Source organism: Gordonia sp. CPCC 206044 (assembly GCF_048537895.1).
Lineage (GTDB): Bacteria > Actinomycetota > Actinomycetes > Mycobacteriales > Mycobacteriaceae > Gordonia.
This window is the reverse complement of the sequence record NZ_JBCLVL010000017.1, coordinates 104,445-130,791: the sequence shown is the minus strand read 5'-3', so window position 1 is coordinate 130,791 and position 26,347 is coordinate 104,445. Positions and strand designations below refer to the sequence as shown.

25 protein-coding genes and 1 riboswitch are annotated in these 26,347 nt (G+C 66.5%); of the genes, 13 read left to right on the top strand and 12 right to left on the bottom strand.

The features are described from left to right. Positions 1 to 791 precede the first annotated feature (791 nt). Positions 792 to 1,997, bottom strand: coding sequence for an acyl-CoA dehydrogenase family protein (locus tag AAFP35_RS22665; protein ID WP_419223913.1), 1,206 nt, complete (start codon positions 1,995 to 1,997; stop codon positions 792 to 794). A 278-nt stretch (positions 1,998 to 2,275) separates the two neighbouring features. Beyond that, positions 2,276 to 2,794, bottom strand: coding sequence for a hypothetical protein (locus tag AAFP35_RS22660; RefSeq protein WP_419223912.1), 519 nt, complete (start codon positions 2,792 to 2,794; stop codon positions 2,276 to 2,278). A 127-nt stretch (positions 2,795 to 2,921) separates the two neighbouring features. Between AAFP35_RS22660 and AAFP35_RS22655 the strand changes: the two genes are divergently transcribed. The 5 genes from AAFP35_RS22655 to AAFP35_RS22635 all read left to right on the top strand — a co-directional run bounded on the left by AAFP35_RS22655 (position 2,922) and on the right by AAFP35_RS22635 (position 9,521). Next, positions 2,922 to 5,312, top strand: a complete 2,391-nt coding sequence (locus tag AAFP35_RS22655; protein WP_419223911.1) for an acetyl-CoA acetyltransferase — start codon at positions 2,922 to 2,924, stop codon at positions 5,310 to 5,312. A 66-nt stretch (positions 5,313 to 5,378) separates the two neighbouring features. Beyond that, positions 5,379 to 6,563, top strand: coding sequence for an AI-2E family transporter (locus AAFP35_RS22650; RefSeq protein WP_419223910.1), 1,185 nt, complete (start codon positions 5,379 to 5,381; stop codon positions 6,561 to 6,563). A gap of 49 nt (positions 6,564 to 6,612) precedes the next feature. Beyond that, the gene (locus AAFP35_RS22645) at positions 6,613 to 6,909 is read left to right on the top strand and encodes a YiaA/YiaB family inner membrane protein (protein ID WP_419223909.1); all 297 of its coding nucleotides are present in this window, start codon (positions 6,613 to 6,615) and stop codon (positions 6,907 to 6,909) included. 231 nt (positions 6,910 to 7,140) lie between these two features. Beyond that, positions 7,141 to 8,373, top strand: a complete 1,233-nt coding sequence (locus AAFP35_RS22640) for an acyl-CoA dehydrogenase family protein (protein ID WP_419223908.1) — start codon at positions 7,141 to 7,143, stop codon at positions 8,371 to 8,373. A gap of 14 nt (positions 8,374 to 8,387) precedes the next feature. After that, positions 8,388 to 9,521, top strand: coding sequence for an acyl-CoA dehydrogenase family protein (locus tag AAFP35_RS22635; RefSeq protein ID WP_419223907.1), 1,134 nt, complete (start codon positions 8,388 to 8,390; stop codon positions 9,519 to 9,521). Positions 9,522 to 9,608: 87 nt separating this feature from the next. Here the strand turns inward: AAFP35_RS22635 and AAFP35_RS22630 are convergent, their stop codons facing one another. Then, positions 9,609 to 10,160 (bottom strand): helix-turn-helix domain-containing protein, encoded by a 552-nt coding sequence (locus tag AAFP35_RS22630; RefSeq protein ID WP_419223922.1) that lies wholly within the window; start codon positions 10,158 to 10,160, stop codon positions 9,609 to 9,611. 303 nt (positions 10,161 to 10,463) lie between these two features. Here AAFP35_RS22630 and AAFP35_RS22625 point away from each other — a divergent pair, with 303 nt between their 5' ends. From AAFP35_RS22625 to AAFP35_RS22610, 4 genes are read left to right on the top strand one after another with little or no spacing between them, the layout of a single operon-like run. Continuing rightward, positions 10,464 to 11,210 (top strand): hypothetical protein, encoded by a 747-nt coding sequence (locus tag AAFP35_RS22625; protein ID WP_419223906.1) that lies wholly within the window; start codon positions 10,464 to 10,466, stop codon positions 11,208 to 11,210. Positions 11,211 to 11,215: 5 nt separating this feature from the next. Beyond that, on the top strand, positions 11,216 to 11,974 hold the full coding sequence (locus AAFP35_RS22620) for a hypothetical protein (RefSeq protein ID WP_419223921.1): 759 nt from the start codon (positions 11,216 to 11,218) through the stop codon (positions 11,972 to 11,974). Between the two features lie 26 nt (positions 11,975 to 12,000). Beyond that, entirely contained in the window at positions 12,001 to 12,594 is a 594-nt protein-coding gene (locus AAFP35_RS22615; protein WP_419223920.1) for a cytochrome c oxidase subunit 3, read from the top strand. A gap of 2 nt (positions 12,595 to 12,596) precedes the next feature. Further along, positions 12,597 to 12,902 carry a cytochrome C oxidase subunit IV family protein gene (locus AAFP35_RS22610; protein ID WP_419223905.1) on the top strand — a complete coding sequence of 102 codons (306 nt, stop codon included), beginning with the start codon at positions 12,597 to 12,599 and terminating at the stop codon, positions 12,900 to 12,902. A 74-nt stretch (positions 12,903 to 12,976) separates the two neighbouring features. Here AAFP35_RS22610 and AAFP35_RS22605 read toward each other — a convergent pair whose 3' ends face one another. Both AAFP35_RS22605 and AAFP35_RS22600 read right to left on the bottom strand, forming a co-directional pair. After that, on the bottom strand, positions 12,977 to 13,753 hold the full coding sequence (locus AAFP35_RS22605; RefSeq protein WP_419223904.1) for an SDR family NAD(P)-dependent oxidoreductase: 777 nt from the start codon (positions 13,751 to 13,753) through the stop codon (positions 12,977 to 12,979). Continuing rightward, on the bottom strand, positions 13,750 to 14,397 hold the full coding sequence (locus AAFP35_RS22600) for a TetR/AcrR family transcriptional regulator (RefSeq protein WP_419223903.1): 648 nt from the start codon (positions 14,395 to 14,397) through the stop codon (positions 13,750 to 13,752). Before AAFP35_RS22600 ends, AAFP35_RS22605 begins: the two co-directional genes overlap by 4 nt. Before the next feature lie 197 nt (positions 14,398 to 14,594). Here AAFP35_RS22600 and AAFP35_RS22595 point away from each other — a divergent pair, with 197 nt between their 5' ends. Further along, a complete protein-coding gene (locus tag AAFP35_RS22595) occupies positions 14,595 to 15,893 on the top strand; it encodes a cytochrome P450 (protein ID WP_419223902.1) in 1,299 nt (432 codons plus the stop codon). Between the two features lie 97 nt (positions 15,894 to 15,990). Here the strand turns inward: AAFP35_RS22595 and AAFP35_RS22590 are convergent, their stop codons facing one another. Beyond that, positions 15,991 to 18,243, bottom strand: coding sequence for a glycoside hydrolase family 3 C-terminal domain-containing protein (locus AAFP35_RS22590; RefSeq protein ID WP_419223901.1), 2,253 nt, complete (start codon positions 18,241 to 18,243; stop codon positions 15,991 to 15,993). A gap of 144 nt (positions 18,244 to 18,387) precedes the next feature. Between AAFP35_RS22590 and AAFP35_RS22585 the strand changes: the two genes are divergently transcribed. The 3 genes from AAFP35_RS22585 (at position 18,388) to AAFP35_RS22575 (ending at position 21,439) form a co-directional block, all read left to right on the top strand. Continuing rightward, a complete protein-coding gene (locus AAFP35_RS22585) occupies positions 18,388 to 20,664 on the top strand; it encodes a carbon starvation CstA family protein (RefSeq protein ID WP_419223900.1) in 2,277 nt (758 codons plus the stop codon). Beyond that, positions 20,661 to 20,855, top strand: coding sequence for a YbdD/YjiX family protein (locus tag AAFP35_RS22580; RefSeq protein WP_419223899.1), 195 nt, complete (start codon positions 20,661 to 20,663; stop codon positions 20,853 to 20,855). The genes AAFP35_RS22585 and AAFP35_RS22580 overlap by 4 nt, the downstream gene beginning before the upstream one ends. Before the next feature lie 260 nt (positions 20,856 to 21,115). Beyond that, on the top strand, positions 21,116 to 21,439 hold the full coding sequence (locus AAFP35_RS22575) for a transglycosylase family protein (protein WP_419223898.1): 324 nt from the start codon (positions 21,116 to 21,118) through the stop codon (positions 21,437 to 21,439). Positions 21,440 to 21,505: 66 nt separating this feature from the next. Here the strand turns inward: AAFP35_RS22575 and AAFP35_RS22570 are convergent, their stop codons facing one another. From AAFP35_RS22570 to AAFP35_RS22545, 6 genes are all read right to left on the bottom strand, one after another. Further along, positions 21,506 to 22,711 carry a cation:proton antiporter gene (locus AAFP35_RS22570; RefSeq protein ID WP_419223897.1) on the bottom strand — a complete coding sequence of 402 codons (1,206 nt, stop codon included), beginning with the start codon at positions 22,709 to 22,711 and terminating at the stop codon, positions 21,506 to 21,508. Positions 22,712 to 22,762: 51 nt separating this feature from the next. Beyond that, a complete protein-coding gene (locus tag AAFP35_RS22565; RefSeq protein ID WP_419223896.1) occupies positions 22,763 to 23,272 on the bottom strand; it encodes a hypothetical protein in 510 nt (169 codons plus the stop codon). Positions 23,273 to 23,419: 147 nt separating this feature from the next. After that, the gene (locus AAFP35_RS22560; protein ID WP_419223895.1) at positions 23,420 to 23,734 is read right to left on the bottom strand and encodes a DMT family transporter; all 315 of its coding nucleotides are present in this window, start codon (positions 23,732 to 23,734) and stop codon (positions 23,420 to 23,422) included. 16 nt (positions 23,735 to 23,750) lie between these two features. Further along, positions 23,751 to 23,812, bottom strand: a riboswitch (guanidine-III (ykkC-III) riboswitch). A 127-nt stretch (positions 23,813 to 23,939) separates the two neighbouring features. Further along, positions 23,940 to 24,332, bottom strand: coding sequence for a hypothetical protein (locus tag AAFP35_RS22555; RefSeq protein ID WP_419223894.1), 393 nt, complete (start codon positions 24,330 to 24,332; stop codon positions 23,940 to 23,942). A gap of 87 nt (positions 24,333 to 24,419) precedes the next feature. After that, a complete protein-coding gene (locus AAFP35_RS22550) occupies positions 24,420 to 25,070 on the bottom strand; it encodes a response regulator (protein ID WP_419223893.1) in 651 nt (216 codons plus the stop codon). Beyond that, positions 25,067 to 26,233: a sensor histidine kinase gene (locus tag AAFP35_RS22545; protein ID WP_419223892.1), complete on the bottom strand. Its 1,167-nt coding sequence runs from the start codon at positions 26,231 to 26,233 to the stop codon at positions 25,067 to 25,069. Before AAFP35_RS22545 ends, AAFP35_RS22550 begins: the two co-directional genes overlap by 4 nt. Positions 26,234 to 26,347: the final 114 nt, after the last annotated feature.

Sequence of the window (26,347 nt, the reverse complement as noted above, 5' to 3'; positions counted from 1 at the left end):
GCTCGACGGCAATGTTCTCGCGTCCGGTCCCCACGGTTGGCGCACACATTGCCGGTCGAGTAGATACTGAGGCGCTAGCCGAAGATCCGTATCGAGACCTGGGGGTGGTCCGAGCATGGCAAGACCCGGTTCGGGTAATCGACTGTAACGCAAGATGATCCGAGCACCCTCCGGTCTCGATACGACCCCTCGGCCAGCGCCTCGGCGCCTACTCGACCGGCAGCGTGCGGTTCCGTAACTCGACCGGCGGTGCGGGCGCGCCCCGCACCCCGAAAAGCAAACCGCCCATCCCCCAGCATGATCGAGGAACCTGCGGTCGACTGATCATGTTCGACGGCAATGTTCTCGCGTCCGGTCCCCACGGTTGGCGCACACATTGCCGGTCGAGTAGGTACTGAGGCGCTAGCCGAAGATCCGTATCGAGACCTGGGGGGTGTCCGAGCATAGCGAGACCCGGTTCGGGTAATCGACTGTAATGCAATATGATCCGGGTATCTTCAGGTCTCGATACGGCTCCTCGGCTAGCGCCTCGGCGCCTACTCGACCGGCAGTGCGGCGTGCCAACGGGACCGAACCGGGCAATCAACTGTAACGCAGAATGATCGGAGCACCCTCGGGTCTCGATCCGGATCTTCGGCTAGCGCCTCGGTGCCTACTCGACCGGCAGTGTGGCATGCCAACGCGACCGAACTGGGCTTCTTGATCCGGCTCCTCCGGTGCCTACTCGACCGGCGACGAGTGCGTTGGCGACCGCAGGACAGCACCCCGGCGCAAGAGACCGACACTGGGAATCAGCCCTCGCCCGACCGCTTGCTCCCGGCGCTCCACGCGTAGGGGAGTTCGGCACCGTTGAGCACATGATCGCCGATGGCCTGCAGCTTGTAGATCAACGGGTTGTGCACCGAGATGGTGCGGGCGTTGCGCCAATGCCGATCGAGTCGCAGCGTTTCCGACGTGATGGACGCGCCACCCACTTCGAACAACGCGGTGGTGGCGTCTAGCACCGTCGAGATCACGGCGTGTTGAGCTCGCGCCACGTCGAATTCCACACGGTCGAGCAGCTTCTCGTCCTGACCACCAGCGTCGAGTAGAACGTCGAGCTCTCCGGCGATGTCGAGCACCAGGGTCCGCGCGGTGTAGGCAGCCGACGACAGCCGACCGATGACCTGCTGTACCAACGGATCCTCGCGGGGCAGGTCGGCGGCGGAGTGCGTGTAGGTTCGGGTGCGTTCACGCACCCATTCCGTCGTGTCGTCGAGGGCGCGTTGTGCGATACCGGCCAGCACGGCCAACTGGACCAGTTGCAGGTACGACGTCGCGTAGGTCCGGCCGCCCACTCCGTAACCCGGCCCGAGGATCTGATCATCGGACACTTCGACATCGTTGAATTCGGTTGTACCACTCGCTGTCAGACGTTGACCGAAGCCGTCCCAATCGTCGTGCTGAGTGATTCCGTCGGCGGTCGCGTCCACCAGGATCGACACACGCTCGCCACCACGATCGGCCGCCACCAGGATGTGATCGGCGTAGAGACTGCCGGTGCTGTAGTACTTCGTCCCGTTGAGTCGCCCGTCGGCGACGGTCGTCTGGTAGCGGTCGATCGCACCCACGCCGGGTTCGGTGATCGCATTGCCCACCAGCGTGCCCTCGGCCACTGCACGCAACCACCGTTCGCTCGTGGCGGCGTCCTCGGCCGACAACTGATCCTCGACGAACGACCAGTGCACCCGAAGAGCCTGGGGCAGATTCGACTCTGCCGCGGCGAGATCCACGAGCAGACGAAACAACTGACGCACCGAAGCGCCGTAGCCGCCGAACTCGACCGGCACGCGCAACGCCCCGAACCGCACGTCCTTCAGCCAGGCCACCTCGTCATGGAGAAGTCGACGATCCACCTCGCGCTGCACCGCGCCTGCGGCGATACGCGCGAACACGGGAGAGAAGATCTCGTCGAGCTCGACATCGGAGTAGGAGGTACGGCTGGCGGTGGCGGTCACGGTGGGTCCTTGTCGTCGATGTGCGGCTGATCGGCGTGGCCAGTGTCGCCGCCGCACCGGGCTACCGGAACCCTTCCGACCTCGCTGACCGAAACCCGTCGACGATGCTCAGCGGCGCCGGTCTGGTCAACCCGCACCGCCACCCGTGGTGACCCCGACGACCAACCCCCTGGCCGTGAGACAGCGCAGAGAGAGAGAGAGAGAGAGAGAGAGAGAGCCGATCGGTCCACTTGATCTCGCGCCTACACCCGGAGACCTCGCACCGACGCGACCGACCGTCAGTCCACCGACGGGCCGGAGTCGCGGATCTCGTCCACCCGTCCCATGGCTTCGCGCAGGTCGTCCAGCCACGAATCAGTGTGCTGACCAACCAGTTTCACGCACCACGACAACGCGTCGGCGCGACTGCGCGCCACCCCGGCGGCGACGAGAGTGTCGAGGACCTGCCGTTGGGGCTGCCGCAGACGGGTCATCACGGGCACGGCGAGATGGGTGAACAGCTGCGACGACTCCCCGCACCGCACACCCCAGGCGACCTTGCGATCGAAGCGATGCTCCGCCTCACGCGCCACCTCCATCCGTTTCCCACGCGTGGCCTCGCGGAACCGCGCGATCCGCCCGGCTTCGGCCTCCCGCACGGCGGGCGCATCGTCACCGTCGTCGACGACGGGCGGATCGATCGTCCCGATGACGGTGATCTCCTCACGATCCACCCGCACCTCGGGCGAACCGGTGAACAGGTCGTCGGGCAGACGTCCGGCCAACCAGCCGGCGATCGAGGTATCGGTGTCGGTCATGATCACTCCTCCGACGTGCTGATTACTTGTAATCAGTGATAGCACGTAATTGCCGCGCTGTCACCGGGTCGCGACGCCCCGAGGGGCCGCCGATACGCGGTGACATCGTGGGTGGATAAATAGACACATGTCCCGTTCTGTTCCTTTGACGGCCCTCGACCCGACGACACCGGTCATCGTCGGCGTCGGGCAGGCCTCCGAACGTCTGGCCGATCCCGACTATCAGGCGCGCAGCGAGGCCGATCTCGCAGCTCACGCCGTCCAGACCGCGTTGTCGGACACCGGCAGAGCGGCAGCTGACGTCGCCTTCGAGATCGACGCCGTCGTCGGTGTGCGGACCTTCGAGGAATCCAGTCCGTTGTCGACCTCTCCCCTCGGGCGCCCCGACAACATGCCCCGCGCGGTCGCCAAGCGCGTGGGGATGGACCCGCGGCGTGCCGTACTCGGCGTCACCGGCGGCCAGAGCCCTCAGTCGTTGCTCACCGAGTTCGCCGGGGAGATCAATGCGGGACGCACGGGTGCCGCCGTGCTCTTCGGCGCCGAGATCATGTCCACAGTCCGCCACCTCACCGCGACCACGGAGGCCGACGATCGGCCGAGCCTGGCCGAAGAGGTCGGCGGGCAACTCGAGGACCGCGGCTACGCGATCGCCGGCCTGACGACCCATCAGGAAGCGCAGCACGGAATGCTGGCGCCACTCGTGCAGTACGCCGTCCTCGAGAACGCGCTGCGTCACCGTCTGGGACGCAGTCGCAGCGATCACGCGCGAGCGATGGGCGAACTGTTCGCGCCGTTCTCGACGGTCGCCGCCGCCAATCCGCACTCGGCGGCACCGACCGCACGAACGGCCGAGGAACTCGTCACCGTCGGCCCTGACAACCGTGTCGTCGCCGACCCGTTCACGCGACTGCTGGTGGCCCGCGATCAAGTCAATCAGGCTGCGGCCGTGGTGATCATGTCCGTCGGCAGGGCACGCGAGCTCGGGATCGACGAGAGCCGATGGGTCTTCGTTCACGGCCATGCCGACACCCGGGAACGGACGCTGATGACGCGCCCGGACCTGAGTACCGCACCGGCCGCGGCCGCGGCCGTTCGCGGTGCCCTCGCGGTCGCCGAGATCGGCCTCGACGAGATCGACTTCATCGACATCTACAGCTGTTTCCCGATCGCGGTCACCAACGTCATCGATCCGCTCGGCATCAGCCCCGACGACCCGCGCGGCCTCACCCTGACCGGTGGACTGCCCTTCTTCGGAGGGCCGGGCAACAACTATTCGATGCACGCCATCGCCGAGGCCGCCGACCGCGCGCGCACATCCCCGGGCAGCCACACCCTGGTGGTGGCCAACGGCGGCATCCTGTCCAAGACGTCGGTCGGCATCTACAGCAGCACTCCGGCGCCGTGGTCGCCGGGCGACTCGGCCGGGGTCCAGGCACTCCTCGACGCCGCATCGACGGTGTCGACCACCGACTACGCCGACGGACCCGCCACACTGGAGACCTTCACCGTGGTGCCCGACCGCGACGGCGGCCGCAAGGGCATCGTCATCGGGCGACTCGGCGACGGAACGCGATTCATCGCCAACGTGGAGCACGACGACACCGAGATGTTCGATCTGCTCGCCGGCGAGGATCCGATCGGCACGACCGTGCATGTCCGCTCGTCGGCTCGCGGCAACCGGGTGTTCGCCAGTCGCACAGCGATGCTGCGGCATCACCCGGCAACCGTCCCGTCGTTCCGCGATGGCTACGAGCACGTCGAGATCCGCCGCGACGGCCATCTCCTCGAGGTGGTGATCAACCGGCCGGAGGCGCGAAATGCCCTGCACCCCGCGGCGAATGCGGAGCTCGACGAGATCTTCGACGCCTACTTCGCCGACCCGGACCTGTGGGTCGCGATCCTGACCGGTGCCGGCGACAAGGCATTCTCCGCCGGCAACGACCTGGCGCAGACGGCAGGTGGCACCGGGCTGGAGGTGCCGAAGAACGGATTTGCCGGACTCACGTCCCGACGGGACCTTCCGAAGCCCGTCATCGCAGCGGTCAACGGGTATGCGCTCGGCGGCGGCCTCGAGATCGCGATGGCGTGCCATCTCGTCGTCGCCGACGAACGCGCGACCTTCGGGTTGCCGGAGGTCAAGGTCGGATTGGCCGCGCTGGCCGGTGGACTGGTGCGCCTGCCGGCAACCGTCGGGCCCGTTCTCGCCCGAGACATGATTCTCACCGGCCGCCGTCTCGACGCCACCGAGGCGCTGGCGGCCGGACTGATCAGCCGGATCGCGCCGGCCGGCGACGTCATGACGCTGGCCCGTACGGTCGCCGACGAGATCCTCGCCGCATCACCGACGTCGGTGCGGGAATCACTGCGCGCCATGGCGGTGGCCGAGTCGATCCCCGACGAGATCGACGCCATCTCCTCCACGTCGAGCGCGCTCGACGGCCTGCTCGTCAGCAAGGACACCATCGAGGGGATCACGGCGTTCGTCACCAAGCGCCCGCCGAACTGGACCGGACGCTGACGCCGCGTCCGTCATCCCCCGGAGACACCTCGTCGAGGGTTACGATCACCCCGTCGAAAGGCGTCCATGACCGTTGAGCAACAGACCGAACCGCCGAGCAGTTGGTCGATGCCACGTGGCACGATCGTGCTCCTGACGATCGCAGGCCTCGTCGTGACCGTCGGCGGGATGAAAGCCGTCGCCGGCCTCGTCGGACCCGTCTTTCTCGCCCTGATGCTCACCGTGGCCGTGCAGCCCATCCCGGCGTGGCTGCGACGCAAAGGCCTGCCCACCTGGCTGGCCTTCGTCGCGACGCTGCTGGCCGTGTACGGAATCCTGTTGGCACTCTTCGGGTCCCTGGTGTTCTCGGTGGCGCGGCTCGCGACGATCCTGCCCGAGTACTCCGACAAGTTCCAGAAGCTGATCGACGACTTCCAGAAGCTCCTGACCGACCACGGGGTCAGCCAGGACAAGGTGCACGCCGCGATCTCGCACATCGATCCGGGCAAGGCCTTCGGGTATGTCACCGAACTGCTGGAGAGCACGTTCTCGGTGGCCTCGGCGTTGCTCCTGGTCATCACGATGCTGCTGTTCATGGCCGCCGACGCGTTGTCCTTCGACAAACGCATCAACGTCCTGCGCGGCCAACGTCCCGACATCGCAACGGCATTCAGCAACTTTGCCCGGGGCACGCGCAGCTATCTGCTGGTATCCACCATATTCGGCCTCATCGTGGCCGTGTTCGACACCGGATTCCTCTGGCTGGTCGGTGTACCTCTGCCCATCCTCTGGGGCCTGTTGTCGTTCATCACCAACTACATCCCGAACGTCGGGTTCGTCCTCGGGTTGATCCCGCCCGCACTGCTCGCCCTGCTCGACGGCGGGGTCGGGCAGATGCTGTTGGTGATCGTCGTCTACAGCGTGATCAACGTGATCATCCAGTCGGTCATCCAACCGAAGTTCGTCGGTGACGCGGTCGGCCTGTCCACCACGCTGACCTTCCTGTCCCTGGTGTTCTGGGCATGGGTGATCGGCCCACTCGGTGCGATCCTCGCCGTGCCGCTCACGCTGATGTCCAAGGCGTTGCTGATCGACATCGACCCGGCCACCCGGTGGGCCGACGTCCTGCTCGCATCGTCGGCGCCGCGAGACGAACCCGCGTCGCCGAAGGAGTCACCACCCCGGGCATCCGGCGACGGAGACGAGACCGATACCGTCACGGACACCGATGCCCCGCACGACGAATCCGGCAACACCACTCAGCCCGATTGAGTAGTCTCACGCATCCCCGGCGCCCCCGGCGATTGCGATCCTGATCGGCATGAGCAACTCGTCCGAACTCCCCCAGACCCCGACCACCGCCGCCTACTACCTGCAGGCCGCCATCGCCTTCGCCGTCAGTCTCGGCACCGCGATCATCGGCATCCTGTACCTGCCGATCGACGCGTGGCAGCGTGGCTTCCTCGGCATCACCCTGCTGTTCCTCACGTCGAGCACGTTCACCCTCGCCAAGGTGGTGCGCGACCGACAGGAGCAGACCAGCGTCCGCGCGCGCCTCGACGAGGCGCGCATGGACAAGATCATGGCCGACCACGACCCCTTCAATCGCGTCGCCTGACCATTCGAGTCCCGCCACGGGCTCGACCACCGCTCGCGCCCCGAGAACTGTCCGCACCTGATACCCCGAACCCCGCCCGGGTGGACCGCCGCAGATCTACGATCACGGCGGAACACCCGGGCATCCGACTTTTCAGAGCCGGGTGCGCTGCCGTACATTCTTCACATCACATATATTTGATACGTCGATGCCGCTCGCGCCGTGTGGCACGCAGATAGGGGTGACAACTCGATGGACATGACCTGGTCCGACGCCGACATCGCGTTCCGAGATGAGGTGCGTGAGTTCCTCGACGCGAACCTCACCTCGGAACTGCGCACCGCGGGGCGACTGCACACCAGCGTGTACTCCGAACACGAGGCCTCGATGGCCTGGCAGGCGATCCTGCACGAGCGGGGTTGGGCCGCCCCGGCGTGGCCCGTCGAGTACGGCGGCTGCGACTGGACGCTCACCCAGCACTACATCTTCAGCCGCGAGTCCGTCCTCGCCGGTGCACCTGCTCTGTCCCCCATGGGAATCCGCATGGTCTCGCACGCGATCATGGCCTTCGGCACGCAGGAACAGAAGGACTTCTTCCTGCCCGGCATCCTCGATGCCAGCGTCTTCTTCTGCCAGGGTTACTCGGAGCCCGAAGCCGGCTCCGACCTCGCCTCCCTGTCGATGGCCGCGGTCAGCGACGGCGACGACCTCGTGGTGACCGGCAGCAAGATCTGGACGACGCACGCCAGCGAGGCGAACTGGATCTTCTGCCTGGTCCGGACCTCCAAGCAGGAGCGCAAGCAGCAGGGCATCACGTTCCTGCTGATCGACATGAACTCACCGGGCATCGAGGTGCAGCCGTTGGTGTTCGCCTCCGGCGAGCAGGTGCAGGCACAGGTGTTCTTCGACGGCGTGCGCGTCCCCAAGAAGAACGTGCTCGGCAAGATCGACGACGGCTGGACCGTTGCCAAGTACCTCTTGGTGTTCGAACGCGGCGGCGGTGCCGCGGCTCCGGCCCTGCAGGTCATGGTCGAACAACTCGGACGCGACGCCGCGCAGGTGACCGCACCGGGCGGTGGTCCACTGTCGGAGGATCCGGCCTTCGCCCACAAGCTCGCCGATCTCGCCGTGCGGGCCAAGATCCTCGAGGTACTCGAGTACCGGTCGCTGGCCGCGATGACGTCGGGCATCGACCCGGGCCCGATCGCCTCAATGCTCAAGATCCTGGGCACCGAACTCAGCCAGGCGATCACCACGCTGAGCCTGGAGGCCGCCGGTCCCCATGGCCGTGTCTTCCAACCCCATGCAACCCGTCCGGGCGGCCCGATCTCGCAGTACACCGCGCCGACCGACGGCTACGTCAGCGGCGAGGCCTGGCAGGCCGTCGCACCGCTGCACTACTTCAACGACCGCGCCGGCTCGATCTACGCCGGTAGCAACGAGATCCAGCGCAACATCCTCGCCAAGGCCGCACTGGGCCTGTAAGGGAGACACAACTCATGGACTTCACACTCACCCCGGAACAGCAACTGCTCTCCGACGGCCTCAACAAATTCCTCGACGCTCGCTACGACTTGGAGGCGAGCCGCGAGGCCGTCAAGGTCGGCGCAGGCTGGCAGCCCGACGTCTGGAGTGCGCTGGCCGACGAACTCGGTGTGATCGGCGCATGCCTGCCCGAGTCCGTGGGCGGCGACGACGGCGGCCCCGAGGAACTGATGGTGGTCACCGAGGCACTCGGACACGCACTCGTCGTCGAACCCTTCGTCGACTCCGTCGTTCTGGGCGCCCGCCTGCTCCACGCCACCGGTGCGGAGCCTGCGCTGGCCGCGGCGCGACGCATCGCCGAAGGTGACGCGGTGAGCGCGCTCGCAGCGCTCGAGGACGGTTCGGGCGGTGTGCTCTCACGGGTCACCACACGCGCCGAACGTGACGGCGACGAGTGGGTGCTCAACGGCGCCAAGGCAGTGGTGACGACCGCACCGATCGCCGACCATCTGATCGTGAGCGCCCGCACCGCAGGCGAATCCGACGACCGCGCCGGCGTCTCGCTGTTCCTGCTGCCGTCGGGCGATGCCGCACCGGCCGGGATCGACTCCCATGTCTTCCGCACCATCGACGATCGCGTCGCGGCCGATCTCACCTTCACCGACGTGCGGGTCCCGGCGTCGGCGCTGATCGCCGAGGACGCCATCGAGCTCCTCGAACAGGCGTGGGACGAGGGGACGGCGGCCGTGGTCTCCGAGGCCGTCGGCCTGATGCGCAAGGTCCTCGCCGACACCGTCGAGTACAGCAAGCAGCGCCAGCAGTTCGGTCAGGCGATCGGATCTTTCCAGGCCCTGCAGCATCGCATGGTCGACATGTTCATCGAGCTCGAACAGGCTGTGGCGGCACAGTATTTCGCGATCATCACGCTGTCCGCGCCGGCGGCCGAACGGTCCGCGGCGGTGTCTGCCGCCAAGGCGACGATCAGTCGCGCCGCCCGGTTCATCGGCCAGAACGCGGTGCAGCTGCACGGCGGCATGGGTATGACCGAGGAACTCGCGATCGGCCACTACTTCAAACGTCTCACGGCCATCGAGTACGAGTTCGGCACGGCGGACGCGCATCTCGCCCGCTACGCTGCGCTGACCTGACCCGGCCTGACCCGAGCGAACCGAACCTGAATCCGACCTCGTAGTCACAATGCGCACGAGATGCGCACCCTGACTACGAGGTCGGATTCAGTTCGTCGGTATCGCTCGGAGACCGAACATGTAGGTGGTGAGATACTCGTCGATCACCGCTTCGCGGAGCTCGGGAGACTCGGGCGTGGTGATCAGCAGCGCATACAGACCGACGAGAAACGACACGCCGTTGTGTACGACGTCGACGGCCGCGGGGATCTCGCCACGTTCGCGGGCGCGCTGCAGCTCTTCCACCACGGTCGCCACGACCGGGTAGTTCCCCCACTCCTCTGACGGCGGTCGGGTCGTCGAAAAATGCAGGGCCAGAAAGTCTTTGAACAACAGCCGGCCAAGGCGGCGCTCGAGTTTCTCCAACACCCGAACCGACTCGGCGAGTGTGTCACGCACCCCGTGGGGACGGGAGAAGTACTTCGCCAACTCCGCCGCCATGTGTATCTGCTCGCGGTTCTCGAGCTCGATCAGGACGTGTTCCTTCGTCGGGAAGTGGAAAAAGAAGGTTCCGTGGGCAACGCCCGCCGCGGAGACGATCGCCGCTGTGTCGGCAGCCGCCATGCCCGTGCGCTTGAACTCGGCGATCGCCGCACCCATCAGGCGTTCACGTGTCTGCAACCCCTTGGGGCGCCGCGCCGCCGACTTCGGCTTCTGATCTGAGTTCCTACTCGTCGCCACGACGCTCCCCTCTTCCTACCTCGCGAGGTCAACTCTACATTCGCACTTTTCTAGCTGACTTTAGTCAAAAACTGCTGACACCATTAGCCGCCCTGCGCTAGCCTCACGATCACGACGTGCTGAAAGTTGCGTTCGTCTAACCGTATTCGGTTGGCGAACTGCTACCTCCCACACGTGTGGCCGATTCTGTAAATGACTAATGTCAATATCTTGGAGGCAGTCATGCACGTGCTGGAACAGGTCCAGGACCTGCCGAAGGCCGGCAACATCAAAGCCCAGTGGATCAGTCTGTGGATCGGGCCCGCGGTAGGGATCGTCTTACTGATCGCGTTCGCGGCCTTCCCGGGCTTCTGGCCACCGCTGTCGCCGACGATGAGCGCCGAGGAGGTCGCGGATTTCTACTCCGCCAACACCGCCTGGATCCAGTTCAGTCAGGTGACGTTCAACCTGTGCGGGATCATGTTGCTGCCGTTCTTCATGGTGATCGTGATCCAGATGAAGCGCATGGCCGGGCAAAGCCACGTCTTCGCCTACTGCTACCTGACGGCGGCCGTCAGCGGCGCGACGATATTCGCCTTGTCGAACATATTCTTCCTGGTCGCAGCGTTTCGACCGGATCGGAATCCGGAGCTGGTGATGCTCCTCAACGACCTCGCCTGGATCGTCCTCGTCGCCCCGGTGGGCATGCTGCTGGTGCAATTCGTCCTTCTCGGACTTGCCGTCTACTTCGATGATGGGCCCAATCCAGTCTTCCCCAGATGGGTCGGCCACTACTGTATGGCCACTGCCGTTGCCATGGTGCCCGCGGCGGCCGGGGCTGTGTTCCGTACCGGCCCGTTCGCCTGGGACGGTGTGCTGACGTTCTGGCTGCGCTACTGCGCGCTCGCCCTGTTCGTGATCGTCATGTTCTTCGTGCTGCGCCGCACCATCATCCGGCAGGCCATCGACGAGGGTGTGACAGCCCGGTGAGCATCATGCTGTCGAAGCGTAGGGCCGGCGCGGTGCACACCCGTGCGGGCAGACCCGACGTCATGCTGGTCACCTGGTTCTTTCCGATCTGGTACACCGTTTTCGGTGTCATCATCTGCGTGCTGGCGCGCGTGACCCCGCCACCGCGCCCCGACATCACCGATGCGGACAAGGTCGCCTTCTTCGCAGACCACGCAGTGACGATCCAGATCGGCTTCAGTGTCCTGATGGTACTCCTCGGCGGCGCCGCCGTGACCAACGGACTGGTGATGTACCACATGAAGCGGATGTCGGTCGGTTCGACATTCGCCTACGCCTACATCGCGTCGATGGGTGTCGGCGCGCTGCCCGGCTTCCTGCTGGTCGCCGTCTGCTTCCTGGCAGCGACCCTGCGGCCGGAACGCGATCCCGCGGCCGTCGGGTTTCTGTATGACCTGGGACTGCTGTCCTACAACGGTTCCCTGGGGTGCTTCACGGCCGCCTACCTGGTGATGACCATCGCGGTTCTGTACGACAAGAACGAGATCTTCCCGAAATGGTTTGCCTACGTGACGATCTGGCAGATCATCACCGAGGTCATCGCCAGCCAGATGTTCATCTTCCACTCGGGGCCGTTCGCGTGGAACGGATCGATCGCCCTGTGGCTGGCGGTCGTGGTGTTCTCCGTGTGGTTGGGGGCGCTCATCGTCCTTCTCAAACAGGCCGCCACACGCGAAGCCGAGGAACTCCGACAACCAGTGCCCGACGGTGAAGGAATAGTGTGATGTCACAAGCGGACTCGCGGCAGGCGATGTCGACGGCAGGCGAAAGACCCGGCACCGACCCGGCGCGCCACAGGCATGAGCACCTGCCGGGCGACGGCCACATGTGGGTCATGGTCCTCGGCGATCTGGTCATCTTCGGGGCGTACTTCGTCGTCTACACGATCTACCGGACGATGGACCCGGAGGGGTTCCTCCGGGCCCAAGAGCACCTGAACATCAACATCGGCGTGATCAACACCATGATCCTGTTGACCAGTTCGTGGTTCATCGCCCGAGCGGTGATCGTCGCCCGAGCCGGGCACCACGATCGCGCGATTCGCTTGACCCTGGCGGGCGGATGCTTCGGCGTACTGTTCATGCTTCTCAAAAGCTACGAGTGGTACTCCGAGATCCAGGGCGGGCACACCAACTCCGACATGTTCTTCTCGTTCTACTACGTGCTCACCGGAGTCCATCTCGTCCATGTGTTCATCGGGCTGATCGTCCTGGGCGTGACCGTCCGCGAACTGCGCAACCCTTCACGCCGCAGGATCTCGATGGTCGAGTCCAATGCAATCTATTGGCACATGGTCGATCTGCTCTGGGTGATCATCTTCGGCCTGCTCTACGTGATGAGGTGACCATGACGACCACAACGACCTCCCCTACCCGAGTCGCCTCGTCGTCGCGAGCCGTGACGTGGACCTGGGCGGTACTGCTCGCGATCACCGCCGGCTCGTGGTGGCTCGCCCCGGCGCACCACCCCGCCACGTACCGCGACGGCGGCGTCATGATCACGGCCGCCGTCCTGGTCATCACTCTCGTCAAGTCGCGCCTGATCATCCGCTACTTCATGGAGGTGCGCTGCGCACCGCGTTGGCTCCGCTGGGCGACGGACGCGTGGCTGCTCGTCTTGTGTGTGACGGTCTTCGTGATCGATATCGTCTGAGGGCCCGGCGGCGTCCGGCACCCTCGTCGGTGGCGCCCGGAATGCGCCGCCGGACCGCACCCGCGAATCACGCTCTACAGCGCGAACGAATATCCCCCGTTGACCGGGATGGTCTGTCCGGTGATCCACGAACCCTGGTCCCCGGCGAGCAGCAGTGCCAACGCGGCGACATCGTCGGGTGTCCCCGGCCGCCTGATGACGTAGTTCTGCAGAATCGCCTTGGCCCGTGGCGAATCCGGTTCGTCCCAGAGCGCTTCGGTGAGCGGGGTGCGCATGGTGCCGAGCGCGATGTTGTTGGCGGTGATGCCGTGGCGTCCGCCTTCCATGGCGATCGAGCGGATGAACCCGGCGGCACCCGCCTTGGCCGTCGCGTACACGGCGCTGTTGCGATCGCCGGTCCGCCCGGCGTCGGAGACGATCGTGATGACCCGGCCCCACTGCCGCTCGATCATGGCCGGCAAGACGGCATGGGTGCAGTGCATGACCCCGTACAGGTTCACCCGCAAGAACGGTTCCCAGTCCGCCGGACCGGTGTCGTGGAAGGCCCGACCGACGGTGAACGGGCCTGCACCGGCATTTCCCGCATTGTTGATCAGGATGTCCACCGGCCCGGCCGCGGCGATCGCCGTGGCGACCTCTTCGTGGTCGGTGACGTCGAACGGAACCGACCGGCCGCGGCCACCCTTGTCACGCACCTGAGCGACGACATCCTCGGCGCGGTCGACTCGGACGTCGTTGACCAACACCTCGGCGCCGGCATCGGCAAGGGCCAACGCCAGTCCGCGTCCCACGCCCTGCCCGGCGCCGGTGACGAGGGCACACCGTCCGGCCAGATCGCCGTCGGCGGTCATCGGGCGTCCGTCGGCGGCGTGCAGATGTTGGCTCCCACCAGGGCGACACAGGCCTGGGTCGCCGGCTCCACGATGGTGTGCAGGGGCGCACCTCGTTCGACCGCGTCTGCGGTCAGCTCTCTGATCCCGCCCCAGATCATCACCGCCGTCGCGCGGCTCACGGGTGTGGTCCCGGCCGACCGCATCTGCGGCGTGTCGGTGAGCGCCACCAACAACGCGATGAACTTCTCCATCATGCCCAGGCGCAGTTCGCGCGCGGGCTCGCCGAGGGCCGGGAGTTCACGAATCCAGCTCCACGTGATCTCCGGGTGTTGCTCACTCGCCACGACATACGCGGTCACCGCCTGACGGATCTGCACCGTGGCGTCCGCATCCGGATCCACCCCGGCCGCAATGCCTTCCATCATCGCGTCGTTGGACATCCGCAACAGCGCGAAGAAGCAGGCGACCTTGTCCGGGAACTCCTGATAGAAGGTGCGCCGCGATGTGCGGGCGACCCGGACGATGTCGGCCACGGTGGTCTCTCGAAACCCTCGATCGAGCAGGCATGCTGCCATCGCATCGAGGAGACGAACGCGGACCGACGACACCTGGTCGCCGCCTGCACCGACCGGCGTCTGTTCGGAGAGCATTGCATCGGACACACCCACACGATACGACGAAAACCCTTGCGCACCGACGGTACGGATGCGTACCGTTTATCTGGTACGGGTTCGTACCAGACGACCGCCACACAGGAGGAATCCTGAGTATGTCCGCACCCCAGACCGTGCCGCCCAGCCAGACACCCGACCGAGGCGACCCCCCGTCACCTCCCGGATCACCGTCACCTCCCGGACCCGTGTCAGCTCCCGAATCACTGTTACCTCCGGGATCACGCCTCCCCAAAGGCCTGCAGGGCCTCAACTTCGTCATCCGACGGCGTCAGACACTGCAATCCCTCGCCCGACGTCACGGACCGGCGTTCACCATCCGCGTGCCGTTGTTCCGCGACATCGTCGTCATCGCCGACCCGACGTTGGCCAAGCAGCTGTTCACCACGTCGACCGATCAGGTCAACAACATCCGCCCCAACCTCGGCCGTCTACTCGGCGCGGGTTCGCTGTTCTCACTCGAGGGCACCGACCACCGCCGCCAGCGCAAACTGCTCACTCCCCCGCTGCACGGCAAGAGGATCAAGCGCTACGAGAGCATCGTCGAAGAAGAGTTCCACCGGGAGGCGCAGACCTGGCCCATCGGTCGCGCTTTTCCCACCGTCGAGCCGATGATGCGCATCACGTTGAATGTGATCCTGCGGGCGGTGTTCGGGGCCGACGGGCGTGAGCTCGACACCCTGCGCGAGATCATCCCACCGATGGTCACCGTGGGCTCGCGGTTGGCGACCCTGCCGGACCTACCCGTGTCCTTCGGGCGATTCGACCCACGACGATCCTTTGCCACACATCGCGCCACCTACGACGCCATCATCGATGCGTTGATCACCAAGGCGCGCACCGATCCCGGCCTCGACGACCGCGACGACATCCTGGCGTTGATGCTGCAGAGCCGCTACGACGACGGCACCGCGATGGCCGACACCGCCATCGCCGACGAACTGTTGACCCTACTGGTCGCCGGACACGAGACCACGGCGAACTCGCTGGCGTGGACGGTCGAACGACTCGGTCGCCACCCCGCCGTCCTCAGCCGGCTGGTGGCCGAGGTCGACGCCGGTGGCAGCGAGTACCGGATGGCGACGATCCTCGAGACGCAGCGCAGCAGGCCCGTCATCGACCTCGCCGGCCGTCACGTGGTGACCGATGTCCTGGAGCTGGGACAGTACCGAATCCCCAAGGGTCACAACATCATGGTCGCCATCTCCCTTCTGCACGACGACAGCCGACAGTTCGACGACCCGGAGCGGTTCGACCCGGAACGGTTCGTCGGGACCCCGCCGAGTCAGGCGTGGATACCGTTCGGTGGCGGTACCCGACGGTGTATCGGCGCCGCATTCGCGCACATGGAGATGGATGTGGTCTTACGTACCCTGCTGCGGGACTTCACCATTCACATCACGACGGAGCCGCCCGAGGCCTGGCACTCCCGCGGAGTCGCGTTCGCCCCGCGCCGCGGCGGGATGGTCACACTCACCCGTCGCTGAACCGACCCCGCTCTGCGATCGACGCCGAAGACACGAGAGTCGACGAGGCTCGACCGCACTCGATCGGCTCGGCGCAGAACCCGCGACGCCACCACTGTCAGTGGCCGAACAATTCGTCCACGTCCAGCCCCAGCATCGGCGCGACCCGCCCGATCGGAAAGGACGAGACGAGCATCAGCATCGTGGGATCGAGTTCATCGACCCCCATCGTGGCGGCCAGGCGCGCTCGCAGATCGGGACCCGACCGAGCGTCGTCGAGGACCTCCCCCAGCGTCGATGACGCGTCCAGGCGTGCCGACGCCGAATCCCCGCCGACCTGCACCGTGGCGGTCAACCTGATGTCCCGACTGGACATACCCACCTCGACACGATGGTCCCCACCCTCGACGAACCAGTCGTCGAGGGTCCGATCCCAGTACGCGAGTTCGGATCTCGCGACCTCGATGTCGACGGTCGAACGGGCGCCGGCCGCCAGGTCACAGATCCCGATGCCCTTCAACTCTCGTGGGGCACGTGCGACCGCCGAATCGTCACGGCCGACATAGACCTGCACCACCGCCCGACCGGCCCGGTCTCCGACGTTGGCGACCGTGGCGCGTACCCGAAGTCCGTCGGCCCGTGACGTGACATCCAGATCGGCGAGGTCGAATGTGGTGTAGGACAATCCGTGTCCGAAGGGGTAGCGCACCGGCAGTTGCCGCGCGTCGTACCACCGGTACCCGACGAAGACACCCTCGCCGTAGCGTACGTGCAGGTGTTCGCCCGGGAAGTCGAGGTATGCGGGGCTGTCCTCGATCCGCAGCGGGATGGTCTCGGCGAGTCGTCCCGACGGATCGGACAGTCCGTACAGCAACTCGGCGATGGCACCGCCGCCTGCCTGACCCAGCAGCCATCCTTCGAGAATCGCCGGTGCTTGCTCGACCTCCGCCAGGTCGACGACGCCGCCGTTGGAGAGCACGACGACCGTGCGCGCGTTCGCCTGCAGGACGCGCCTGAGCAACTCCAACTGCGGGGCGGGCAGACGCCAGTCGGCGCGGTCGAAGCCCTCGGACTCGTCATCGTCGCCGAGTCCCAGGAACAGAATCGCCACCTCGGCGCCGCGTGCGGCCTCGATCGCCTCATCGACCAGCGTCGGGTCGGAGTCCGTTGCGCCGACGACGAATCCCGGGGCGAAATCCACCGCGTCCGCATCGGCGATGGTCCGGATCTCGTCGAGCGCGGTGTCGAGCCGGAACGGGTTGATCTTCGAGCTGCCCCCACCCTGATAGCGCGGCGTGCGGGCGAACTCCCCGATGACCGCGATACGGGTCGACGGCGCCAGCGGTAACACCGGGCCGGTCTCGCCGATGTCGTCGTTCTTCAGCAACACCGCGCACCGTCGGGCGACCTCCCGGGCGAGCGCGTGATGGGCCTGCCGGTCATACGTCGCGCCGTCGCGCGCGTTGCCTTCTGCCGCGAGCGCCAGTTCCACCACGCGGCAGGCGGATTCGTCGAGCACGCGACCGGCGTCGCCGTCGTCGGCGGCCGCGGCGCGAACCTCCCCCGGGCCGACATCGCCGCTCGACGGCATCTCGAGGTCGAGTCCGGCGGCGAGCGCGGCGACCCGATCGTCCACGGCCATCCAGTCCGAGACGACCAGCCCGTCGAAACCCCAGCGATCACGCAACGTGTCGGTGAGCAACCATCGGCTCTCGGTGGCGTAGACACCGTTGATCTTGTTGTAGGAGGCCATGATCGTCCACGGCTGCGCCGAACGCACGATGTGTTCGAAGGCCCGCAGGTAGATCTCGTGCAGCGGTCGCGGGTCGACGTCGGCGCTGACCCGCAGCCGCTCGTGCTCCTGATTGTTGACCGCGAAGTGTTTGACCGAGGTCCCGATGCCGTGCTGCTGCACACCGCGCACGAGAGCCGCCGCGATACGTCCGGTCAGGAACGGATCCTCCGACAGATACTCGAAGTTGCGTCCACCGAGCAGCGAGCGCTTGATGTTGACCCCGGGTCCGAGCAGGACGCCGACCCGTTCGGCGAGACATTCGATGCCGAGGGCGTCGCCGACCCGGGCGACGAGGTCCGCGTCGAACGACGAAGCCATCGCCACCGCAGGCGGAAAGCACACGGCCGGAACCGAATCATTGAGGCCCAGCGCATCGGCGGCGCCCGCCTGCTTGCGGATGCCGTGTGGCCCGTCGGTCAACATGACCGGCGCCACCCCGTCCGCGTCCAGACCCGTGGTGTACCAGAAGGAGGCGCCGGTGGTCAGTGATGCTTTCTGCGCGTCGGACAGCGTGGCGACGATCTCGGCCGCGCGCCGACGATGCTCGCCCGGGCGCGTCGTGTGCGTTGAGGTCATGTGGCCAGACTGCCCGAGGACCCAAGCGGGTACCGATGTTTCGCCGAACTCGCGACCGCAGCGAGCGAGCCCGCAGTCGGATTGTCACGCAGACGGGTTGTATAGTGACCCGGGCCACACTCGCCACCAGGAAGGTTTGCGCCGATGACGGTCACCGACGAACGCGCCGACAAACCGACGATCGAGTACATCAAGACCGATCCAGACCTGCCCCCGGTGGCGATCGTGGATCGCTCCCCGATGACCGTCGGCAAGCGCATCCTGTTCGCGGTCATCGCCCTCATCGGGGCCGCCGCTTGGGCCGTCATCGCGATCGTCCGGGGTGAGAGTGTCAACGCGGTCTGGTTCGTGCTGGCCGCCGTCTGCACCTATGTGATCGCCTACCGGTTCTACGCGCGACTGATCGAGATGAAGGTGGTCGCGCCCCGCGACGACCACGCGACACCTGCCGAGCTCCTGGACAACTCGCGCGATTACATGCCCACCGACCGCCGAGTGCTCTTCGGTCACCATTTCGCCGCGATCGCCGGTGCCGGCCCGCTCGTCGGTCCCGTGTTGGCCGCCCAGATGGGTTATCTGCCGGGCACCATCTGGATCATCATCGGCGCGGTGCTCGCCGGATGCGTGCAGGACTATCTGGTGCTGACGATCTCCACCCGTCGACGCGGCCGCAGCCTGGGTCAGATGGCCCGTGACGAACTCGGCGCGGTCGGCGGGACCGCTGCCATCGTGGCGATCCTCGTGATCATGATCATCCTCATCGCGGTGCTGGCCCTGGTGGTGGTCAATGCCCTCGCCGACAGCCCCTGGGGAGTCTTCTCCATCGCGATGACCATCCCGATCGCCTTGTTCATGGGGGTCTATCTGCGCTACCTGCGCCCGGGCCGGGTCAGCGAGGTGTCGCTGATCGGTGTGGTGCTGCTTCTCCTGGCGATCGTCGCCGGACGTTACGTCGCCGAGACCGGCTGGGGCAACGACTGGTTCAGCCTTTCGCCGGTCTTCCTGAGCTGGGCGATCATCGTCTACGGCATCGCGGCCGCGGTTCTGCCGGTCTGGCTACTGCTGGCCCCGCGTGACTATCTGTCGACGTTCATGAAGGTCGGCACCATCGTGCTGCTCGCCCTCGGCATCCTGCTCGTGCGTCCCGTCATGGAAGCGCCCGCGTTCAGCGACTTCGCCTGGAACGGGCAGGGTCCGGCGTTTGCCGGCGCGTTGTTCCCGTTCCTCTTCATCACCATCGCGTGCGGCGCGCTGTCCGGGTTCCATGCACTGATCTCCTCGGGCACCACGCCGAAGATGCTCGCGAAGGAGGGTCAGGCCCGGATCATCGGGTACGGCGGCATGATCACCGAGTCGTTCGTCGCGATCATGGCCCTGATCACCGCATGCATCCTCAATCAGCACCTCTACTTCGCGATGAACGCGCCCACCGCACAGACAGGCGGCACCGCCCAGGGGGCCGCCGACTACGTCAACGGGCTCGGGTTGCACGGTGATCCGACGAGCGCCGAACAGATCCAGCAGGCAGCCGACGCGGTCGGCGAGGAGTCGGTCGTCTCCCGCACCGGCGGCGCACCCACGCTCGCGATGGGAATGGCCGACACGCTCCAGGACGCCATCGGCGGAGAATCGTTGCGCTCGTTCTGGTATCACTTCGCGATCATGTTCGAAGCGCTGTTCATCCTGACCACCGTCGACGCCGGCACCCGCGTGGCCCGCTTCATGCTGTCCGACGGTCTGGGCAACCTTCCCGGCCTGCGCCGTTTCAAGGATCCGTCGTGGCGACCCGGCGCGTGGCTGTGCACCGTGATCGTCTGCGCCGCCTGGGGTTCCATCCTGTTGATGGGAGTCACCGATCCACTCGGCGGCATCAACACCCTGTTCCCGCTGTTCGGCATCGCCAACCAGTTGTTGGCCGCGGTGGCGCTGACGGTGGTGACCGTGGTGCTCATCAAACGCGGTCAGCTCAAGTGGGCGTGGATCCCCGGCGTGCCGCTGACCTGGGATCTCGTCGTCACGATGACGGCGTCCTGGCAGAAGATCTTCTCGTCCAATCCGTCCATCGGATACTGGGCGCAACACAGCGCGTTCGTGGACGCCAAGGACCAGGGGCTCACGTCCTTCAAGACGGCGAAGACGGCCGACGAGATCGATGCCGTCATCCGTAACACCTTCATCCAGGGCACGTTGTCGATCATCTTCGCGGTCCTGGTACTGATCGTGGTGCTGGCCGGCGTCTACATCTCGATCAAGGCGATCCGCGCGGGCGGGCTGCCCACCACCGAGGACGAACCGGTCCCGTCCAAGATCTTCGGGCCGCGAGGTCTGATCCCGACTGCCGCCGAGCGCGAGGTGCAGAAGGAGTGGGACGACCTCGGCGCATCAGCCGAGGCTGCACGCGCACCGGGCGGACCGTCATGATCGCCGCGCTGCGCCGCGGGACCGCTGCCATCGCCTGGTACGTGGGCAGCGTCATGGGCGATCGTGACTATGCGCGGTACGTCGAACGACATGCGGCCACCCACCCCGGCTCGGAGCCGATGTCCGAACGCGAGTACTGGCGTGCCCGATACGCGGCCCAAGATCGCAATCCGGGGGCACGCTGCTGCTGACAGACGCGAAATGTCTGTGCAGCAGATCACATTTCAGGTGTGTCTTCCGTCACCATATTCGCTACCGCAAACCCGATTTGCCACCGTGGGACACGCCGCGATGCGCAGGGAATTCACAGGAATTCGGCGCCGTTATCACTGCGTGATCAAAAGCGCCCTGCTCATCGTCGCAACGTGACCTTTCCGTTACCAGCTTGTAGGTTCGCTGTCGGTCCGAGATCAACCGCCCAGCCCGATACGGGGCGGTGAATGGAGGAACGATGACCATGAGCATGAAGAAGCTCGCTGTGCGCGCCGGATTCGTCGGCGCGATCGCCTTGGCCCCGCTCACCGCCTTCGCCGGTAACGCATCGGCAGCAGGCAACTGGGACGCAGTCGCCCAGTGCGAGAGCGGCGGCAACTGGGGCACCAACACCGGTAACGGCTATTACGGCGGTCTGCAGTTCTCGCAGAGCACCTGGGAGGCCAACGGCGGTAGCGGCAGCGCCGCCAACGCCTCGCGCGAAGAGCAGATCCGCGTCGCCGAGAACGTCCTGGCCAGCCAGGGCGCCGGCGCGTGGCCGGTCTGCGGTCAGTACCTCTGACCCATCCCGGCACACCGGACGTGTGACGAGCCGGGCCGCGGTGTCCTCGAGACACCCGGCCCGGCTCTACGCATTCTGGCGTGGTCCGATGAGCCGGGCCACCAGCGGGAAGACCAGGACGGTCGTCGCACCGGCCGCGACCAAGGTCGAAGCGACCGCCGTCGACATCAGGTCGGCATCGACGGCCACCTGGGTCACCGCGACGATGATGGGCAACCCGGTGGCCGCGTAGAGAGCCAGTTGGGTCCGCTCCCGTTCGACCTCGAGGTTCGCGCCGTGGTCGATGAAACGTTCACCCAGCCACACCGGGACCCCGCGAGCGATCGCGATCGATGCCACCAGCGCCACCCAGAGCACCGGATCGCCGATCACCGCCGTCACGTCGATGCCCATCCCCGACGTGACGAAGAAGACCGGTATGAGCACACCGAATCCGATCACCTCCAGCGATTGGCCCACACCTTCTCGCTCCGGCCCGACCAGCCGCCGCAGGATCAACCCGGCGGCAAACGCGCCGAGCACGATGTCGAGGTCGAACTCCGCCGCGACGGCCATCAACGACACCAGCAGCGCGACCACCACGCGCACCGGCAATTGCACGGTGCCGCCGCGCATCTCCGAGACCGCCGTGCGGACACCCGGCACATGTTCGGCGATATGCCGCGGCACGGCTCCGATCACCACCGCGGCGACGCCGAACAAGACGAGCACCACCACGGCAGCACCGATACTGCGACTGGTGAGCAGCACCGACATCGCGACGATCGGCCCCAGTTCGCCGACCGCGCCGTGCGCCATGACCGCCCGACCAAGGGCCGTGTCGAGCAAGCCCGACTGTTTGATGATCGGCAACAGCGTGCCCAACGCCGTCGACGTCAACGCGATCGCCACCGCGATGTGCGCCGAGAATCCTTCGGCCGGAACGGCGAGGGTGACCACCACGAGCGCGAGCACCAGCCCGCTGAGCCACGTGACGATCGCGACGCGTCCGGACTTCCCGCCCAACAGTTCGGGATCGAGCTCGTAGCCGGCCAGCAGGAACAACATCCCCAGTCCCAGCTGGCTGAGAATGCCGACGTCGTCGGGTGCTGACCAGCCGAGCATGTGCGGGCCGAGCACCATGCCGAGGACGAGCAGGATCACCACGTCGGGCACATAGCCCCGGAACATGCGCGAGACGAGCGGCGAGAGCACTGCGGCGAGAACGATCCAGAACAGCGACACGATCGCCGCATCGGTTCCCGACGACGAGGCCTCGGCCAGCAGCGACATGCGCTCATCCTGGCAGATCCCGGCAGATCCCGACGCGTCGGGAGTGTCCTCCTACGAGGAACGACCCCGCCGGTCATCGGAAGGGGTGTCGAGCGCCGAGTGTGCCCACACCAGCGGCACCCATTGCGGAATCAGCGACGCCGCCACCACCCACGCGAGGATCAACGTCGGGGTCGCGTCGGCGTAGCCCGGCATGGTGTTCTGCGACCACACGCCGAGCAGACCGAACACCGCCGACAAGCAGGCACCCGCCAAAGCGATCAACGCGAGTCCCCAGCGCCGCACGATGATTGCCAGCAGCGAGAACACCGACGTCACCAGGACGAGGACCGCGAACCCCCGCGCGATCGACGACACCCGATCGAGTTCACCGTCGGCCACATGCAAGATCAGTTGCCAACCGGAGACGCCCGGCATGACGGGCAGCAGGGACAACGCCGCCAGCACCGCAACCGAGGCGGACACCGTCACGGTCCGCCATCCGGGCACGATCTCCCTCGCGACCCGACGCTCGATGCCCTTCAGGTCGCGGACGAGTTCGTCGAACTCCGTACCTGACATCCAAACGACCACCCGTCGAGGTTCACCGGTTCCACTGCCGACACCGGTCCAATTGCCGACACCCGCGGGCCGAGCAGTCCGGCGACGCGGTAGGTCCAGCCTACGACCACCCCGACCCGGGGTGGTCGGGCCGGTTCGCCCTTCTGGTCAGCCTGCGACCTTCAGACCGACCACGCCGCCGACGATGGCGACGATGCACAGCATTTTGATCAGTCCGGCCGATTCCTGACCGGTCAGCATCGAGTAGACGACCGTGAGGGTGGCGCCTATGCCCACCCACACCGCATACGAGGTCCCCGTCGGCAGGCTGCGCATCGCGTAGGCGAGGCCGCCCATGCTCGCGACGAGCGCGACAGCGAACACGACGGTCGGGACGAGCCGACTGAATCCTTCGGAACGTCCCATGGCGGTGGCCCAGACTGCTTCCAGCACACCCGAGATGATGAGAACGAACCACGACATGACCGTGACACCTCCACAGCCACCGTCTTGTCGCTGGCCGGGTACGGCGGGCTCGTCCGGATGTCCCATCGACCCTGCCAAGCTAGCACGCCGACGATCTGCAGGCCACCACGTCACAGCCCGGCGCGATCACCGAAAGCGTTGTGTCACTTCAGATCATCACCCGCCGCAGAGTGCGGCGTGGTGACCGGGATCTCCATCTCGGTCAGGACAGGTCGTCGTCGCCGTCTGAGTCGTCCTCGTCGAGCGCGCTGACCGTGATCCCGTACGGCAGGAACCTCACCTTGCGCCTGGGATCGGTGTTGCGCTGGTTGGCCCGCAATGCCTCGAGTTCACCTGCGTAGACCTGCTCGACACGGGCGCCCCCGTCGTCGTCGACGACGAAGACCGCCCAGACACCGGCCCCGGTCTCACCGGAGGTCTCGGGCTGCGGCCGGGTCCGTCGGCCACCGTCGTCGAACACCGACGACCACGCGCCGCGGCCGCCGGGAGTGGCCAGGAACTTGCCGACCATGTCGCGGATGCCATCGGTGGCCTCCCGCGCGAAGCGGTCGAAATCGTCGGGGTCCATGCCGAAGGGTCCGTTGTTGTCGGGCATGTTTCCTCCAGGTGTAGCGGGGCGGCGACACTGCCGCATGAATCCAGTGTCCATCGGATCCACCGACCGCGCCACTGCCGTTGCGCGCTATGCGCGCCCCGCGTCGTGCATGATGATCGCGACCTGAACCCGGTTGGTGGTGCCGAGTTTGGTGAAGATGTGGGAGATATGGGCCTTCACGGTGGCCACGCTCATGAACAACTCGGCGGCGATCTCGGCGTTCGACGCCCCCTTCGCCAGGCAGATCGCGACGTCGTGCTCGCGTTCGGTGAGCGTGGCCAATGCCGCGCCAGAACCCCGGTCGGGTTCGGGACGACGGTCGACCACCTGTTTGATCAACGCCGCGGTCACCGACGGACTGAGCGCCGGCTGCCCACGCAGCACGTTCTTCATCGCCGCGACGATGTCCTCGGGCGCGGTGTCTTTCAGCAGGAATCCGTCGGCGCCCACCGCGAGTGCCCGCACCACGTACTCGTCGGCGTCGAATGTGGTGAGCACGATGACCGACGGCGGCGCATCGAGCGCCTTCAACTCCGAGGTGGCGGCGATCCCGTCCATCACCGGCATCCGCAGATCCATCAGCAGCAGGTCGACCGGGTCTGCGGTGTGCCGCTGCACCGCTTCCTGTCCGTTGGCCGCCTCGGCCACCACGTCGAGTTCCAGATCACCGCCGAGCAACAGCTTGAGGCCGGAGCGGACGAGCGGATCGTCGTCGACGATCATGATGCGGGCGGTCATGACTGCCACGGTAGCCAGACGTGGAGCACGAAGCGACGGTCGTCGGTACGCACCGCCGACTGCCGCCCACCGCTGAGTGCGACGCGCTCGGCCACGCCGACGAGGCCGAAACCCGAACGCGGCGGCATCATCGCGTCATCGTCACGCAGCGGCAACGGGTTGTCGACGATGAGGTCGACGCCCCGCTCCGCGTCGCCCTTGATCCTCACCGTGACGGTGGCGGCCGGGGCGTGCTTGCGCGCGTTGGTCAACGCCTCCTGCAGGCAACGGTAGAGGGTCCGGAAGCGGGCAGGCGCCAGCCCGGTCAAGTCGGCCGAACACATGTACTCGATCCGCATGCCACCTCGACGCCCATCGTCGATCAGGGAATCAAGGTCGTCGGGAAGTGCTTGCGGCTGTTCGGGTTCGGCGTCTCCGGGTCCCTCACGGAGCACCCCGAGCACTTCACGCAGCTCGGTGAGTGCCATTCGCGACGTCTCTTGGATCGTCTGCGCGGTCGCGCGGACCTGGTCGCGATCCAGGTCGTCGCGATACGAGAGGGCACCGGCGTACATGCTCACCGTCGAGATCCGGTGGGCCAGAACGTCATGCATCTCCCGGGCGATCCGGGCCCGCTCCACGGACCGGGCCTGGCGCACCTCAGCCTCACGTTCTGCCTCGGCCAGGATCGCCCGGGCCCGCCAGCTCGCGAGGAGTTCGCGTCGCGAACCGATGTACATGCCCCAGGCGACCATCGTCGCGATGATCGCGACCAGGATGCCGTAGCGGAGCACCGCGGGCTCCTGCACGTCCGGCACATTGAAGAACTCCTCGCCGAGCACACCACAGCCGAGTGCGAGGATCGCCTGCGGGATGATCTCGCGCCAGCGACGGCGGGTCGACAGCGACACCATCGCGAGCGTGCCCGCCCCGGCCGAACTCGCCGAGATGATGCTGGCCAGATTGGTCAACGCGGCCACCGGCACCGGGTATCGGCGACGGAACCAGATCAGCACGTAGCAGACGATGCCGACGCTCACGTCGGCGATGAACCACCACCGTGCGTGGTCCCACTGGTATCCCGCCCGCGATCCCCAGGCGACACCGGAGATCACCAGCATCAGCCCCAGACGCCACAGATGACTCCACCAGGTCAGCGGCGGCTGATAGTCCTCGGGGCGCACGCCTCCACCGTAATCGGGTGCGCTCGCCGGTCACCTCATACTCGCGGTCACGGTCGTCTCCGACTTTGGTCGGGGATCGATCCAGACCGCGGGCCGATGTGCCGGAACGTCCCG

Coding starts and splice junctions, on each gene's coding strand:
- AAFP35_RS22660 (WP_419223912.1), bottom strand. CDS start 2,794: ATGACCGACACCGATACCTCGATCGCCGGCTGGTTGGCCGGACGTCTG.
- AAFP35_RS22655 (WP_419223911.1), top strand. CDS start 2,922: ATGTCCCGTTCTGTTCCTTTGACGGCCCTCGACCCGACGACACCGGTC.
- AAFP35_RS22650 (WP_419223910.1), top strand. CDS start 5,379: ATGACCGTTGAGCAACAGACCGAACCGCCGAGCAGTTGGTCGATGCCA.
- AAFP35_RS22645 (WP_419223909.1), top strand. CDS start 6,613: ATGAGCAACTCGTCCGAACTCCCCCAGACCCCGACCACCGCCGCCTAC.
- AAFP35_RS22640 (WP_419223908.1), top strand. CDS start 7,141: ATGGACATGACCTGGTCCGACGCCGACATCGCGTTCCGAGATGAGGTG.
- AAFP35_RS22635 (WP_419223907.1), top strand. CDS start 8,388: ATGGACTTCACACTCACCCCGGAACAGCAACTGCTCTCCGACGGCCTC.
- AAFP35_RS22630 (WP_419223922.1), bottom strand. CDS start 10,160: ATGGGTGCGGCGATCGCCGAGTTCAAGCGCACGGGCATGGCGGCTGCC.
- AAFP35_RS22625 (WP_419223906.1), top strand. CDS start 10,464: ATGCACGTGCTGGAACAGGTCCAGGACCTGCCGAAGGCCGGCAACATC.
- AAFP35_RS22620 (WP_419223921.1), top strand. CDS start 11,216: ATGCTGTCGAAGCGTAGGGCCGGCGCGGTGCACACCCGTGCGGGCAGA.
- AAFP35_RS22615 (WP_419223920.1), top strand. CDS start 12,001: ATGTCGACGGCAGGCGAAAGACCCGGCACCGACCCGGCGCGCCACAGG.
- AAFP35_RS22610 (WP_419223905.1), top strand. CDS start 12,597: ATGACGACCACAACGACCTCCCCTACCCGAGTCGCCTCGTCGTCGCGA.
- AAFP35_RS22605 (WP_419223904.1), bottom strand. CDS start 13,753: ATGACCGCCGACGGCGATCTGGCCGGACGGTGTGCCCTCGTCACCGGC.
- AAFP35_RS22590 (WP_419223901.1), bottom strand. CDS start 18,243: ATGACCTCAACGCACACGACGCGCCCGGGCGAGCATCGTCGGCGCGCG.
- AAFP35_RS22585 (WP_419223900.1), top strand. CDS start 18,388: ATGACGGTCACCGACGAACGCGCCGACAAACCGACGATCGAGTACATC.
- AAFP35_RS22580 (WP_419223899.1), top strand. CDS start 20,661: ATGATCGCCGCGCTGCGCCGCGGGACCGCTGCCATCGCCTGGTACGTG.
- AAFP35_RS22575 (WP_419223898.1), top strand. CDS start 21,116: ATGACCATGAGCATGAAGAAGCTCGCTGTGCGCGCCGGATTCGTCGGC.
- AAFP35_RS22570 (WP_419223897.1), bottom strand. CDS start 22,711: ATGTCGCTGCTGGCCGAGGCCTCGTCGTCGGGAACCGATGCGGCGATC.
- AAFP35_RS22565 (WP_419223896.1), bottom strand. CDS start 23,272: ATGTCAGGTACGGAGTTCGACGAACTCGTCCGCGACCTGAAGGGCATC.
- AAFP35_RS22560 (WP_419223895.1), bottom strand. CDS start 23,734: ATGTCGTGGTTCGTTCTCATCATCTCGGGTGTGCTGGAAGCAGTCTGG.
- AAFP35_RS22555 (WP_419223894.1), bottom strand. CDS start 24,332: ATGCCCGACAACAACGGACCCTTCGGCATGGACCCCGACGATTTCGAC.
- AAFP35_RS22550 (WP_419223893.1), bottom strand. CDS start 25,070: ATGACCGCCCGCATCATGATCGTCGACGACGATCCGCTCGTCCGCTCC.